Below are 14,050 nucleotides of genomic sequence, written 5' to 3' on the forward strand. Positions count from 1 at the left end.
TCCTCAACATCAGGCTTAAGTATACGCCGAGCAAGGATTGCATGCATGCGGATTTAGTTGCGAGATAAATTCATAAAACTATCTTAATTGATTGATTTAATGGGGTTATCGGTTTTCATATCAATAATAATGATTATTTTAATTGGTATTATTCATCGAGCTTAAAAGCTAATTTAGCGATAAAATAACTCTTCCTCTATTTGTGGCCGCATCAGTTCTGTCACTCTTTTGCCTTCGGCAATAGCTTCTTCGGCGCGGTGGAAATCCATGATGCCAATATCCCCTAATTTGGGAGACAGCAATATATCTGGTGGATCGCCTGCCATACGGGTGCGGGTTAACCGCTCCTGCATAATATTAATCGAGGTAGACATTACGCCTATCATGCCGGGGGAGCGATTATTGTTTGGCTGCTTGAGGTTACTTAGCATGGAATTAAGAAAATCTTTGCCGCCACCTAACAAGCGCCAAAATGGTTGCTCGTTAGCATTGTTGTTTTGCTCGTTTATTTCTAAGGGATGGTCGGTTAGCGCAATTCGAGATTTATCATTATTAAGATTTACCGCAATAACGATGTCGGCGCCCATAGCTCGGCACAACGATACTGGAACTGGATTAACCACTGCGCCATCTACCAGCCATTGATCTTTTAAACGATAGGGGGCCATTAATCCCGGCATGGCACATGATGCGCGAACAGCGTCTCGTACACTGCCTTTTTGCAACCAAACTTCCTTGCCGGTCTCAAGCTCAGTTGCCACTGCGCCAAATGGAATCGTTAATTGCTCTATGCTGTCGCGACCAATGTATTTTTCTGCAGCGTTAAAGACCTTTTCCCCGGTGAGCAATCCACCACGGTAAAGTGAGAAGTCCATCAAATTGAAAACTTGCCAGCTAGAAAGGCTTAAGGCCCACTCGTTAAGTTTGTCTATTCGTTGGCAAGCATAAGCTGCTCCTACTAAGGCACCGATTGAGCAACCAGATACAATATGTGGGCGGATACCCATATCTTGCAAGGCCATTATTACTCCTAGGTGAGACCAGCCTCTTGCTGCTCCGCTACCCAAAGCTAAGCCAATCTTTAACTCGCCGCTAACTGCCATGATAACTCCATTCAAGCCAACTATTTCGTAAGCCTCATTGTTGCTTAAAAATGCTTAAGTTCATAGTTACTTATGTTGTAGATGCGAGTTGGCTATAGCCAAGTAGGGTACTGATATTTATCAAATATTTTGTAGGAGCCTGATGAACAGTAGTAAGACTTGAACAGTGCGAATTAAAGGAAATTCATTGAAAGTAAAGATGCGAAGAATTTTACTTGGCGCAGAACGCGCGTTTATGTTTTATTATTTATTCTACACATGATGAATAAACCAATAAGCCATGACTAAAAAGAATCCTGTAGGGCGACCTAAAGGCGATAGCCAAGCTAGGAAAAAATTATTAGAGGCTGCCACGCAGCTGTTTGTAAAACACGACTACGACAAAGTATCGATACGCATGGTGGCAAACCAAGCCGAAGTAGACGCGGCACTTATTAGGTATTACTTCGGCTCTAAAGCGCAGCTTTTTGGTGAAATGCTAAAGAATGTATCTGACCCTGTATTTAGTACCCTTCAACATGGGAAACAACACACCGAAGTAAGTGACTTAGCTAAGGTGATGCGCGCTTATTACACCACCATGGTGGACAACCCTTACTTTCCGAAGCTGATATACAAATTGTCCGGGTTACCTAAAGAACACGAAAGCGCTCAGCAACTAAACCTGATGATTGGCAGTTTGGGGCGCTTTAAAAGCAGGGAGTTATTCCAAAAATTGTTAAAAAATAAGTCACTTTTAGATGGCGTAGACCCTGAGATGGCACAGATTAGCTTTTTGAGTTTAATGGTGTTTCCATTTTTGATGCCTGAGCGTTTACTGGAAGCCAATCAAATTGAATTGTCGAAACAAAAATTTTTAAAACTTGCAGATCACAACGTTCAGTTGCTTGAGCGTGGATTGTTTAAACCTAAGGAACATAGTAATGCAGCTCAATAAACCTTGGTTGATTTTTCCTGGCATTGCCATTGGGGTATTTTTTCTGGTCTTGGCTATTGCTACAAAGGAAGTTGCACCGGTAAATGCTCAGCACCAGTCTTCCCGTTTAGTTGAGGTGGTGGGTTTAAAACAGCAAGCTGCTGCTCCTGTAGCGGTGGCTTACGGAAGAGTAGAGCCTAAAACCAGCTGGGAAGCAGTAGCCGAAGTAACCGGTAGTTTGGTTTATCGTCATCCCTTGTTAGAAGAGGGGCGGTTTCTTCCTAAAGGAACCTTGTTACTTAAAATCGACCCGCTTGAATACAGCCTAAAACTGGTTCAGGCAGAGGCCAACTTAAGCGCCAGTAAAACTCAATTGGCTCGACTAAACCAAGAAGAAACCAATCTTAAAGTGAGCTTAGATATCGAACGTCAGCGAGCTTTGTTGGTAGATGAAGAGTATAAACGTAAGCAAAAGCTTAAAGCGCAAAATCTTATTTCTAGCTCAGAGTTAGAAAACCAAAAACAAAACGTACTCATTCAAAACAATGTGGTTCAAGAGCTTGAGAATGCCCTACAGCTTATCCCCGATGATAGACGCGTTGCCGAAGCACAACTCGCGGTGGAAGAGGCCAAACTTGAAGATGCCCAACGGCAACTGAGCAAAACAGAAATCGTGCTGCCTTTTGATGCCAAAATTGCAGAAGTAAATATTGAAACTGAGCAGGTGGTTAACTTGCAATCGGTAATGGTAGTGGCGCAGAAACTGGATGTAATGGTAGCCGATGTGCAGCTATCGTTAAACGACATGCGTCATTTGGTTAGCAGCGTTCAGCACTATCAAAATGCTTTGGGTTTACCTTCAATCGATGAGTTGGAGTTTGAAGCTTCTGTGAGTCTAGTGGCGTCCGGTATTGAGTACCGCTGGCCCGCTACGGTCACTCGCGTTGCTGAGGCGGTGAGTGTAGAACAAGCCACTGTTGGTATGTTTTTAGAAGTTGCACAAAATATTGCAGAAATGGATTTAGCCCAGCAAATCCCGCTTACTAAAGGTATGTATGTGCAAGCAACCATTAAGGGTTATCCGCAACAGCACTATGTGGTGCCAGAACGCGCTTTGCATGGCAGCAATATTTACCTCATGGATGACCAAGACAAACTTCGCATAATCCCAATTACTGTGTTGTTTAGGACTGAACAAGGAGTGGCTATCAGTGGCGAGATTAGCAGTGGACAGATGCTAATTCTTAATGATCTTATCCCTGCAGTAGAGGGAATGAGTTTGCGATTAGAGGACGCGACGAATGCTTAATTATTTTATTCGCCATCCTACTCTAGCAAACCTTGTAATGGTGAGTTTTATACTTCTCGGCTTAACTAGCCTTAGTACCTTAAAGCGTGAAACCTTTCCCGAGTTTACCAATCCCTTCATTATCGCAACGGTGGTGTACCCTGGTGCGTCACCTAGTGAAGTGGAAGAAAGTTTATGTATGCGAATGGAAGACGCAGTTGATGGCTTATCAAGTATTGAAGAAACCCGCTGTGAAGCAATTGAAGGCCTTGGTTCGTTAGTTGTAAAGCTTGATGGTAATGCCGATGTAGGGCGAATGCTGGTTGATATTCAAACCGAAATAAATGCAATTAAGGATTTCCCAGAGCAAATTGAACCGCCCGTAGTAAAAGAAATGGATTGGGCCGAGCCAGTTGTCGATATCGCAATAAGTGCGCCAGCATCTTGGCCTGATTTAAAAGCTTACGCAGAAGAGCTTAAACATATCCTAAAGGTTGATTACGGCGTAGCGATGGTAAGCGTGAGTGGATTTTCGGATCATCAGTTACGCGTTGAGCTAGACCACACAGCGCTGCGCAGGTTAAACCTTAGCGTGAATGATGTAGCTAGTACCATTAGCCAGCAAAACATAAATTTGCCAGCTGGCACCATTGAACTTACCGATAAAAATTTGTTAATTCGATTTGACCAGCGTAAGCGAGACCCTGTTGCGTTGGCTAAAACGGTGATCGCCTCAGATAACAATGGCAGCGTGGTGTACCTTGGTGATATAGCGACTATCAGTGATAGATTTGAGTTAGACGAAGAAAAAATCCTCTTTAACAACCTTCCATCTGCGGTACTTAAAATAAGCAAAAACAAAGCAGATGATGCCTTGCGAATTAAGCAGTCTGTTCAGCAGTTTGTTGATGACCAGCGCCTTATTACGCCGGAGGGAGTGAGCTTAACCCTTACCAACGATATGTCTTCTCTATTGAGCGATCGTCTAAACATGATGCTCAAAAATGGATGGCAAGGGATTATCTTGGTCTTTTTGAGCATGTGGTTGTTTTTCTCGCTGCGTTACTCATTTTGGATTGCAGCTGGATTACCGGTAGCCTTTATGGGCGGATTGTTTTTAATGTCGGTGTTTGGACTGTCAATCAACATCATGACGCTAGTGGGCTTGCTTATGGCCATTGGTATCATGATGGATGACGCGATTGTGATTGCAGAATCCATTGCCGCGCATTTAGAACGTGGATTAAGCGCTGACCAAGCAGTAGTAAAAGGCGTTAAAAAAGCCGCACCCGGGGTTATCTCGTCGTTCTTCACCACCATTTTTGTACTGGGAAGCTTGATGTGGTTAGACGGTCAAATGGGGGCTGTGTTAAGCGTGGTTCCCATGGCCTTGTTATTGGTGCTATGCATTAGTTTGGTAGAAGCATTTTTAATTTTGCCTAATCACCTTCGTCATACTTTGCAGCACAAAGGAATTGAACGGCCTACTAGCGGGTTTAAAGCTAAATTTTTAAATGCTTTTGAAAACTTCCGGCTTAACAAGCTAGTTCCGGCAGTCGCCTTTGTAGTGAAATGGCGTTATGTCTCGCTAGGAGCAACGTTTGGTTTATTGTTGTTATCTTTTTCACTAGTGATTAGTGGTTTAGTCAAATTTACCGCCTTTCCAGAGTTAGATGGCGATATTGCAGAGGCAAGGATCATCCTTCCTCCTGGGTCGAGTTTGAGCCAAACGGAGACGCTAGTTACTGAAATCGTAAATGCAGCGCAACAAGTTGGAGAAAGGTTCACCCAAGATAACAACGAACCTCAGACGCTTATTCACGATATTACTGCGCAATACAACTTTAATGCCGATGCAGGCGAGTCGGGCCCGCATGTCGCTACTGTGCGCCTTGATTTACTCTCGGCAGAAGTTCGCAATAGTTATATCGAAGATTTTATCGCGGCTTGGCGCGAGCAAGTTGGCGAGCAAGCTTTACCTTTAGCGTTGGCGTTTACTCAACCGACGATGGGGCCGGCAGGGCGGGCGATTGAAGTTCGTTTGCAGCACTCAAATCTAGATACACTAAAGTCCGCTTCTGTTGAACTACAAGCTTACTTGGGCAAGTTTCAGGGTGTGAATAGCATCTTAGATGATATGCGACCTGGCAAAGAAGAGGTGGTTATCTCTCTTCGAGGTGGTGCAGAGTCATTTATGGTTAATGGCCAAATGGTTGCTGAGCAGTTGCGCGCTTCTTACCAAGGAGTCATTGCCGACGAGTTTCAAATTGGCCCAGAAAATATGCAAATAGACGTAAGGCTTAACAAGCAACAGTCCGGAAGCTTGCAAGCCTTAGCGAATTTTCCAATTGTGTTAGCCGATGGACAGCAAGTGCCGTTATCGTCTATTGCAAACATTGAATATCAGCGCGCTTATGTACGCATTCAACGAATTAACAGTTTGCGCACCGTGACAGTAATGGCAGATGTTGATACCCGAGTTGCCAACACCAACGAGGTGATGCAACTGGTACAAAAAACCTTTTTGCCTGAGCTTCAAAAACAGTTCCCGGGCTTACGGGTAGATTTTGAAGGTGAAGCTAAAGAGAGCGCTAAAGTAGGGGCTTCTTTAAGCAAAAGCTTTGCTATTGGCATATTTGGTGTATTTGCTATTTTGAGTTTTCAGTTCAGAAGTTACTTAGAACCGGTAGTGGTGCTTACGGTGATTCCCATGGCCCTAATTGGGGTTTTGTGGGGGCATTTTTTATTGGGCCACAACCTAAGCATGCCCTCAATACTCGGGTTTATCTCCCTAGCGGGTATTGTGACTAACGATTCAATATTGCTGGTGCAGTATATCCGTTATCATTTAGATGAGGGCGACGATGTTTATCAAGCAGTAGTGAATGCAAGTAAAGAGCGCTTTAGGGCAGTGTTTTTAACCTCTTTAACTACAGCTGCAGGTTTGTTGCCTTTATTGCTGGAAACCAGCTTGCAAGCTCAAGTTGTGCAACCAATTGTGGTGTCGATAGTATTTGGCATTATTGCTTCCACTATGATGGTGTTATTTATTATTCCGGCAGCTTATGCGGTATTAGCCGATTGGAACTTGGTGCATAAACACAAATCGCTGCAACATGAATAAGGCCTAATACTGAAGATGAGAACCTAGCAGGGCTTAATTGGTGCTAAGTAAACTTTTAACTCAAAGACTGGATATATATCCAGTCTTTGAGTTAAGCTAAGCGCAGTTAGTTTAGGAGTTTATGCAGTGATCGCTACCATTAAAGGTATCTTAGAAGAAAAAGTCCCCCCCTTTGTTTTAATTGATGTGGCTGGAGTAGGCTACGAAATTCAACTACCTATGAATTGCTTTTACCAGCTACCTGAGCTGGGCGAGTCGGTACGCTTGTTGACTCACTTCATCGTACGAGAAGATGCTCAACTGCTTTATGGCTTTCATGATAAAGCTTCACGCTCTTTGTTTAGAGAGTTGATAAAAGTAAATGGCATTGGCCCTAAAGTAGCATTAGCTATTTTATCTGGTTTAAGTTGTGAGCAGTTTGTGTTTGCGGTTAAACATGAAGATCTATCGAGCCTAGTGAAAGTGCCGGGTATTGGTAAAAAAACTGCTGAGCGTTTATTGGTAGAAATGAAAGACCGCTTGAAAAACTGGAATGTAGAACTTCCAGAAACGCCAATTAGTGATAGCCTAAGTAGCCATGGCGATTTACCTTTACAAGCAAATGTAGATCCAAGAGATGAAGCCATCGCTGCACTAGAGTCTTTGGGTTACAAAGGTAATCAAGCCGATAAGTTGGTTAAACAAGTGTGGACCAGCGGAATGAGTAGTGAAGAGCTAATTAGAGAAGCCTTAAAAGCGGCACTGTAACAAAGGTAATTTTGATGATTGAAGCTGACCGTTTGGTAGCAGCCACACCAGTAACTGAAGAAGAGAGTGTAGATCGAGCTATTAGACCCAAAAAGCTTGAAGATTACACCGGTCAAGACGCGGTTGTAGAGCAGTTAGAAATTTTTATTGAGGCTGCTCGTCGTCGTGACGATGCTTTAGATCATTTGCTCATTTTCGGCCCACCTGGCTTAGGTAAAACCACCTTGGCTAATATTGTGGCTAACGAGTTAGAGGTGAATATCAAAACTACCTCTGGCCCGGTGTTAGAAAAAGCCGGTGACTTAGCGGCGCTCTTAACCAACTTAGAGCCTGGCGACGTATTATTCATCGACGAAATTCACCGCTTAAGTGCTGTAGTTGAAGAAGTGCTATATCCAGCAATGGAAGATTATCAGCTGGACATTATGATCGGCGAAGGACCGGCAGCGCGTTCGATTAAGTTGGACTTACCGCCTTTTACCTTGATTGGTGCAACCACTCGAGCAGGAATGCTAACCTCTCCTCTGCGTGACAGGTTTGGCATTGTACAGCGTCTAGAGTTTTACAATACTAAAGACTTATCCGATATCGTTAAACGAAGTGCTCATTATCTCAACTTAGACTTAGATGGCGAAGGGGCGTGGGAAGTAGCTAAACGTTCTCGAGGAACGCCTCGAATTGCAAATCGCTTATTACGCCGAGTTCGTGATTATGCCGATGTTAAATTTGATGGCAAAGTCACTCAACAAGTTGCTGCACAAGCACTCGATTTACTAAGCGTAGACAGTGCTGGCTTCGATTACATGGATACCAAGTTACTTAAAGCCATTACCGAAACTTTTGCTGGTGGCCCTGTGGGTTTAGACAACCTGGCAGCTGCAATAGGTGAAGATAAAGAAACCATAGAAGATGTACTAGAACCTTTCTTGATTCAACAAGGCTTTTTGCAACGTACTCCTCGTGGGCGCATTGCCAGTGATAAAGCCTATTTACACCTCGGTTTAGACCTTCCTAAACGATAAAAATGCTGTCGTTTAATAACGACAGTATAGCCAAAAAATGAGCTTAAAGTGTTTAATTTTAAGCCGTTATTCCAATTTTCTTTGTCAATTATCTAAATTAAGTGTTTAGAGTCTTAACCTTGGGCACTAGCCTGTGTATAGTAATTTGTAATTATATATTTGGGATAGGTGCAATGTCGGTTTTAGCTGTTCGGGTTTATTACGAAGATACCGATGCTGGCGGGGTGGTTTATCACGCCAACCATATTAAGTACTTCGAACGAGGCCGCACAGAATGGTTGCGCGAGCTTGGCTATGATCAAGATGTATTAATGAAACAAGATTTGTGTTTTGTTGTGCGCTCGCTAAACATCGATTACAAACTTCCTGCTTTATTCAACCAAATGCTCTCGGTAGAAACCACCATCAATAAAATGAAAAGAGCCAGTTTGGTATTTGAACAAACCATTAGAAATGCTGATCAACAAGTCATCGCCCAGGGAACGGTTACTGTAGCTTGTGTCACATTGTCATCAATGAAGGCCACGGCCATTCCTGAAACGTTAAAAGAGGATTTACTCGGTGCACTCTGATATGTCATTTATCGGCTTGTTTTGGCAGGCGAGCCTATTAGTTAAGTTTGTAATGCTGTTGTTAGTGAGTATGTCTGTTTATTCATGGGCCATGATTATTAACCGTAATCGCGTTTTAAAGGCTGCTAAAACTGCTAGCGATGCTTTTGAACAAAAGTTCTGGTCTGGTGTAGACCTTAATAAGCTTTACCAAGAGAGTAACGCCCGAGCAGATCACCTGCAGGGGATGGAACAAATCTTTCACTCTGGTTTTCGCGAGTATGTTCGTCTACATAAAACCAGTGGTCGCAGTGCCGATGCAGTAATGGACGGTACTTATCGTAGTATGCGGGTATCGTTATCGCGTGAGGTTGAATCACTAGAAAATCAGTTACCCATGCTCGCAACCATAGGTTCGATTAGCCCATATATCGGCCTATTTGGTACGGTGTGGGGTATTATGAATGCCTTTATCGCATTGGGTGAAGTTCAACAAGCAAGCTTGAACATGGTAGCCCCAGGTATTGCAGAAGCACTTATTGCAACAGCAATGGGCTTATTTGCAGCAATTCCCGCTGTTATTGCCTTTAACCGTTTTTCTACGGGCGTAGCTAAACTTGAACACGGCTACGCTAACTTCATGGAAGAGTTCTCTAGCATTTTACATCGCCAAACACACAGCGGTAGTAATTAAGAGGAGCTAGCGTGAATCATTATCAACGTCCTAAACGACGTTTAGTTGCCGAAATTAACGTTGTACCTTACATCGATGTGATGTTGGTATTGTTGATTATCTTTATGGTAACAGCGCCGCTAATAACCCAAGGTGTGAAGGTAGATCTTCCACAGGCCAGTGCTGAAGCAATGCCGGAAGACAGTAAGCCGCCTCTAGTTGCTACGGTAACCGAAAGTGGCCAGTACTACCTCGATACCGGTGAAGATGATGGCTCTGCAAATCAGTCTCTTTCTGGAGATGATCTACAAGCTGTTGTGATGGCTCATTTGCAATTAGACCCTAATTTACCCGTAGTGGTGCGTGGTGATAAAAATGTTCGCTATGAGCAAGTAATTAACCTGATGGTGTTGCTGCAAAGTGCTGGCGTACCGTCTGTGGGTTTAATGACTCAGCCAGACGAAAGTTAAAATAGGAATAGCATTGAAGTCGCCTTTTAGCTTATCTATCGTTATTTCAATACTGTTGCATGCAGTGCTATTTGTTGCCTTGGTGTGGTCGGTAGATTTTGAGCGCGTAAAGTTAACACCCACCCCTAGTGCTCCAATTATCAACGCCACTGCTGTAGATATTAATCAGGTTAGCCAGCAAGTTGAGCGGATTAAGCAACAACAAAAAGATAAAGCAGACCAAGAAAAACAGCGAATAGAAAGAGTTGAAAAAGAAGCTGAGCAGGCGCGTAAAAAACGTTTAGCCGAAGAAAAACGCATTAAGCAACTAGAACTTGAAAAACGCCAAAAAGAAGATGCAAAGCGCAAAGCCGATGAACAAGCTCGTCGGGCGCAAGAAAAACAAAAGTTAGAGCAGCAAAAAGCGGCTAAAGCCGAAGCTGAACGCAAAAAGAAAGAAGAGCAACGTAAAGTCGCTGAAGCTGCAGCAGTCGCTGCAGAAGCAGAGCGAGTACGTAAGCTTGAAGAACAACGTAAAGCAGAAGAAGCTGCTAAGAAAGCCGAAGAGGCTGCACGCAAAGCTGAAGAAACACGTAAACGAAAAGAAGAAGAAGCCCGTATTGCCAAAGAAAAAGCTGCTAAGGCCGAAGCGGAAAGGAAGCGACAGGCGGAAGTTGCTCGCCAAGAAGCTGAGTTTGAGCGCTTAATGCAAGCTGAAATGGCAGCTGAAGCAAGCTCTCGTCGTCAAAGACAAGTGCTGGGTGAAGTCGACAAATACAAAGCAATGATACTGTCTACGATTCAACGCAATTTGTTGACTGACCCTAGTATGCAGGGTAGAACATGTAGAATTGAGGTGAACATGGCTCCTGGTGGTTTTGTTATTAGCACCAACGTTTTAGAAAACGATGAAGCTGTATGCGCTTCTGCAAAACGAGCTATTTTGAAAGCTGGAACGCTTCCTGTATCTAAAGACCCGGAAGTATTTGCAGAGATGAAAACACTAACTTTAGTAATAACACTTTAAGATATAGGAATAGCTGTGATGATTAGAAAATTTTTAGTGAGTGTGGGCTTATTGTTTGCTTTTGTGAATGCTGCTCAAGCTAACCTAGAAATTGTAATCACGGAAGGCGTAGACAGTGCAAGGCCAGTGGGCGTTGTACCGTTTGTTTGGAAGGGACATGGAAACGTTCCGCTAGATTTAGCTAAAGTAGTGGCAGATGATTTGCGCCGTTCAGGGAAATTTAACCCTGTTGCAATTAGCGAAATGCCGCAAACCCCTCAAACTGCAGAACAAGTAGATTATGAAGCTTGGGCTGCCTTAGGGGTTGAGGCTGTCTTACTTGGCAATGTAGAAGCTTTAGAAGGCGGTAAATATAAAGTCAGCTATTCTCTTGTTGATATATTGCGTGGACAAGTCACTGCCGGTAATAAACAAGAGCTTAAAGATGGTCAGTTAGTTACTAGTCAAGACCATATACTTTTAGACCGTTTTAAAAGTGTTGCAAAAGCTCAGCTTCGACAAATGGCGCACTTAATCTCTGACGGTGTTTATCAAGCTTTAACTGGCGAGCGTGGCGCATTTTTAACCCGTATCGCTTATGTAGTGGTTAATAACGAAGCCAATTACCCTTATCAATTAAGAATTGCAGACTACGATGGGCATAATGAAAAAACCTTGCTGCGTTCGCAAGAGCCATTAATGTCGCCATCTTGGTCACCAGATGGTCGTCAGCTAGCTTACGTAAGTTTTGAAAACCGCACAGCAGAGATTTACATACAAGATATTTATACGTCGCAGCGAACTAAGTTAACTTCATTTACTGGGATTAACGGTGCTCCAGAGTGGTCTCCAGACGGGAAACGTATCGCGTTAGTATTGTCTAAAGATGGCCAGCCTGATATTTACGTTATAGATGTAGAAACTAAAAAGTTACAACGCATTACCAAAAATCGCCGTATTGATACCGAGCCAACGTGGTTGCCAAATGGTAACAGTGAGCTGTTATTCTCTTCGGAGCGCGGTGGTAAACCACAAATTTACAAAGTGAATATCGATACCAATAAAGTTAACCGAGTAACCTGGGAAGGCGAAATGAACTTGGGTGGCTCTGTCACCCCCGATGGTTCGGCCTTGGTGATGGTTAGTCGAGTTAATGGGCAATACCGAATTGCTCGACAAGATTTTGATACTGGCTACGTGCAAGTATTGACTAGGACTCAACTGGACGAGTCTCCTACTATTGCACCCAATGGCAGTATGATTATGTACAGCACGGTAGCAGGTGGGCGCCAAGTTTTAGCATTGGTATCCATGGACGGAAGATTTAAAGCGACTTTACCAGCTAAAGAGGGCAGTGTAAGAGCCCCTGCTTGGTCACCCTTCTTAAACTAACAAAAACTATGTGATCATAAGGAATCAATAATGCAATTCGAAAGAGTAGTAAAAACCGTATTTTTAGGACTAGCGTTTGCAGGCTTAGCCGCTTGTAGTTCAAACAACACCAGCGATAGTGATGTGAGCGAGCAAGATAAAGCAGGCGGTGTTGTTATTGAAGATAGCACCACTGGCGAAGGCCAAACAAATGGCGGTGTTGAAGTGGGTGCAGTAGACCCAGTACTAAGTGCTGAAGAAGAAGAGCGCCAGAAAGCCGCTGAACTTCGTCAAAGCCAAGTGGTTTACTTCGAATTCGACCGTTCAGACATTCGTGATGAGTTTGCAGAAATTTTAGAAGCGCATGCAAGTTACTTACGTGACAACCCATCAGTTACAGTACTTATTGAAGGCCATACCGATGAAAAAGGCACGCCTGAGTACAACATCGCTTTGGGTGAGCGTCGTGGTAAAGCTGTATCAAAGTACCTTCAAAGTTTAGGTGTGTTGGCGTCGCAGATTTCTATTGTTAGCTACGGTGAAGAAAAGCCAGTAGATAACTCTCATACCGACGCAGCTATGGCTAAGAATCGTCGCGCTGTGTTAGTTTATTAATACGCTTGATTGTGTAGAGTAATTTATGAAACTTAATATGATTACGGCTACTTCTGTAGCCGTTTTATTTTCAGCCCAAATCCACGCCGCTGCGCCAGTAGAAGAAGCGGGTGCAAGCTCCGCTAACACCGTTGCAAACAACTCTGTGGCTCTGTCTTCAAGTAATCTTACCATGGAGCAGCGCATAGAGCGTTTAGAACGTATGTTACAGGCGCGTAACCAGGTTCAATTAGATTTGCAAAACCAAGTTGAAGATATGTCGGATAGCATGTCGACAATGGTAGGGCAGTTAGAACAAAGTAATTATCAAATAGAGCAGTTGATAGAGCGCCAGCGTGAAATCTATCAAGAGTTAGATCGTCGCTTTGCCCAACTGCAAGCTTCACCAATTACCGCTAAAGCTGCCACTGAGGCCGCTCCTGTTGCAGCGGGTGAAGACCAAGCCTACGATGCGGCAGTTGCATTAGTGATGCAAGATAAAGACTACGATGCAGCTATTCCTGCATTTCAGAGCTTCATCAAGGATTATCCAAAATCTAGTTACGCACCAAATGCGCATTATTGGCTAGGCCAGCTACAATATACTCGTGGACAGCGTGATCAAGCGTCTGAGCAGTTTAATAAAGTTGTTAACGATTATCCCGATTCTAATAAGGTGGCTGAGTCATTGTTAAAATTAGGTATCATCGCCCAGTTTCAAAATAACAATGCTGAAGCAAAATCGCTGTTTACTCGGGTAGTTAAAGAGCATCCAAACACTGCAGCTGCGGGTTTGGCGCAAACGCGTTTAGCTAAGTTGTAGCCTAAGTTTTAGCAAATAAAGTTCAGTAAATTCAAAATTCTGTACAAACAAGAAGCTGGTTGCTTATTTGCTGAACGCTTAGAAAAAAAGATTCAAATTACTGTTGCACAACAGTCTTAAATCCGTATCATAGGCCGCCGTTGAGTCAGGCCAATTGCGCAAGCAAATTGAAGCGGATTTAACAGAAGTTCAGAGCGGGTTGTTAGCTCAGTTGGTAGAGCAGTTGACTTTTAATCAATTGGTCGAAGGTTCAAATCCTTCACAACCCACCACTTTGATACTTCGCTGTAATAGAATTTATGGGTTGTTAGCTCAGTTGGTAGAGCAGTTGACTTTTAATCAATTGGTCGAAGGTTCAAATCCTTCACAACCCACCACTTCTA

General features: G+C 43.5%; 13 protein-coding genes and 2 tRNA genes. 14 read left to right on the forward strand and 1 reads right to left on the reverse strand.

Annotated features, from left to right (window positions below):
* Positions 1-173: 173 nt before the first annotated feature.
* The gene (gene rssA / locus K5620_RS10095) at positions 174-1,103 is read right to left on the reverse strand and encodes a patatin-like phospholipase RssA (RefSeq protein ID WP_016403020.1); all 930 of its coding nucleotides are present in this window, start codon (positions 1,101-1,103) and stop codon (positions 174-176) included.
* 280 nt (positions 1,104-1,383) lie between these two features.
* On the opposite strand from rssA, the gene K5620_RS10100 reads away from it, so the two are divergent.
* The 14 genes from K5620_RS10100 (at position 1,384) to K5620_RS10165 (ending at position 14,044) form a co-directional block, all read left to right on the forward strand.
* Entirely contained in the window at positions 1,384-2,040 is a 657-nt protein-coding gene (locus K5620_RS10100; RefSeq protein WP_016403019.1) for a TetR/AcrR family transcriptional regulator, read from the forward strand.
* On the forward strand, positions 2,027-3,328 hold the full coding sequence (locus K5620_RS10105) for an efflux RND transporter periplasmic adaptor subunit (protein ID WP_016403018.1): 1,302 nt from the start codon (positions 2,027-2,029) through the stop codon (positions 3,326-3,328). Before K5620_RS10100 ends, K5620_RS10105 begins: the two co-directional genes overlap by 14 nt.
* The gene (locus tag K5620_RS10110; protein ID WP_221077482.1) at positions 3,321-6,431 is read left to right on the forward strand and encodes an efflux RND transporter permease subunit; all 3,111 of its coding nucleotides are present in this window, start codon (positions 3,321-3,323) and stop codon (positions 6,429-6,431) included. Before K5620_RS10105 ends, K5620_RS10110 begins: the two co-directional genes overlap by 8 nt.
* A gap of 126 nt (positions 6,432-6,557) precedes the next feature.
* The gene (gene ruvA / locus K5620_RS10115; protein ID WP_016403015.1) at positions 6,558-7,178 is read left to right on the forward strand and encodes a Holliday junction branch migration protein RuvA; all 621 of its coding nucleotides are present in this window, start codon (positions 6,558-6,560) and stop codon (positions 7,176-7,178) included.
* 14 nt (positions 7,179-7,192) lie between these two features.
* Positions 7,193-8,200 carry a Holliday junction branch migration DNA helicase RuvB gene (gene ruvB, locus K5620_RS10120; protein ID WP_016403014.1) on the forward strand — a complete coding sequence of 336 codons (1,008 nt, stop codon included), beginning with the start codon at positions 7,193-7,195 and terminating at the stop codon, positions 8,198-8,200.
* A gap of 173 nt (positions 8,201-8,373) precedes the next feature.
* The gene (gene ybgC / locus K5620_RS10125) at positions 8,374-8,772 is read left to right on the forward strand and encodes a tol-pal system-associated acyl-CoA thioesterase (RefSeq protein ID WP_016403013.1); all 399 of its coding nucleotides are present in this window, start codon (positions 8,374-8,376) and stop codon (positions 8,770-8,772) included.
* Positions 8,762-9,445: a protein TolQ gene (gene tolQ, locus K5620_RS10130; protein WP_016403012.1), complete on the forward strand. Its 684-nt coding sequence runs from the start codon at positions 8,762-8,764 to the stop codon at positions 9,443-9,445. Before ybgC ends, tolQ begins: the two co-directional genes overlap by 11 nt.
* 11 nt (positions 9,446-9,456) lie before the next feature.
* On the forward strand, positions 9,457-9,894 hold the full coding sequence (gene tolR / locus K5620_RS10135) for a protein TolR (protein WP_016403011.1): 438 nt from the start codon (positions 9,457-9,459) through the stop codon (positions 9,892-9,894).
* A gap of 13 nt (positions 9,895-9,907) precedes the next feature.
* Complete coding sequence (gene tolA / locus K5620_RS10140) at positions 9,908-10,900, forward strand: cell envelope integrity protein TolA (protein ID WP_016403010.1); 993 nt, start codon at positions 9,908-9,910, stop codon at positions 10,898-10,900.
* A gap of 18 nt (positions 10,901-10,918) precedes the next feature.
* Positions 10,919-12,271 (forward strand): Tol-Pal system beta propeller repeat protein TolB, encoded by a 1,353-nt coding sequence (tolB, locus tag K5620_RS10145; RefSeq protein WP_016403009.1) that lies wholly within the window; start codon positions 10,919-10,921, stop codon positions 12,269-12,271.
* 30 nt (positions 12,272-12,301) lie between these two features.
* Positions 12,302-12,865: a peptidoglycan-associated lipoprotein Pal gene (pal, locus tag K5620_RS10150; RefSeq protein ID WP_016403008.1), complete on the forward strand. Its 564-nt coding sequence runs from the start codon at positions 12,302-12,304 to the stop codon at positions 12,863-12,865.
* Positions 12,866-12,890: 25 nt separating this feature from the next.
* Positions 12,891-13,667 (forward strand): tol-pal system protein YbgF, encoded by a 777-nt coding sequence (gene ybgF, locus K5620_RS10155; RefSeq protein WP_016403007.1) that lies wholly within the window; start codon positions 12,891-12,893, stop codon positions 13,665-13,667.
* A 196-nt stretch (positions 13,668-13,863) separates the two neighbouring features.
* A tRNA-Lys gene (locus tag K5620_RS10160) sits at positions 13,864-13,939 on the forward strand.
* A 29-nt stretch (positions 13,940-13,968) separates the two neighbouring features.
* A tRNA-Lys gene (locus K5620_RS10165) sits at positions 13,969-14,044 on the forward strand.
* The last annotated feature ends 6 nt before the right edge of the window (positions 14,045-14,050 follow it).

This window comes from Agarivorans albus (assembly GCF_019670105.1).
GTDB lineage: Bacteria > Pseudomonadota > Gammaproteobacteria > Enterobacterales > Celerinatantimonadaceae > Agarivorans > Agarivorans albus.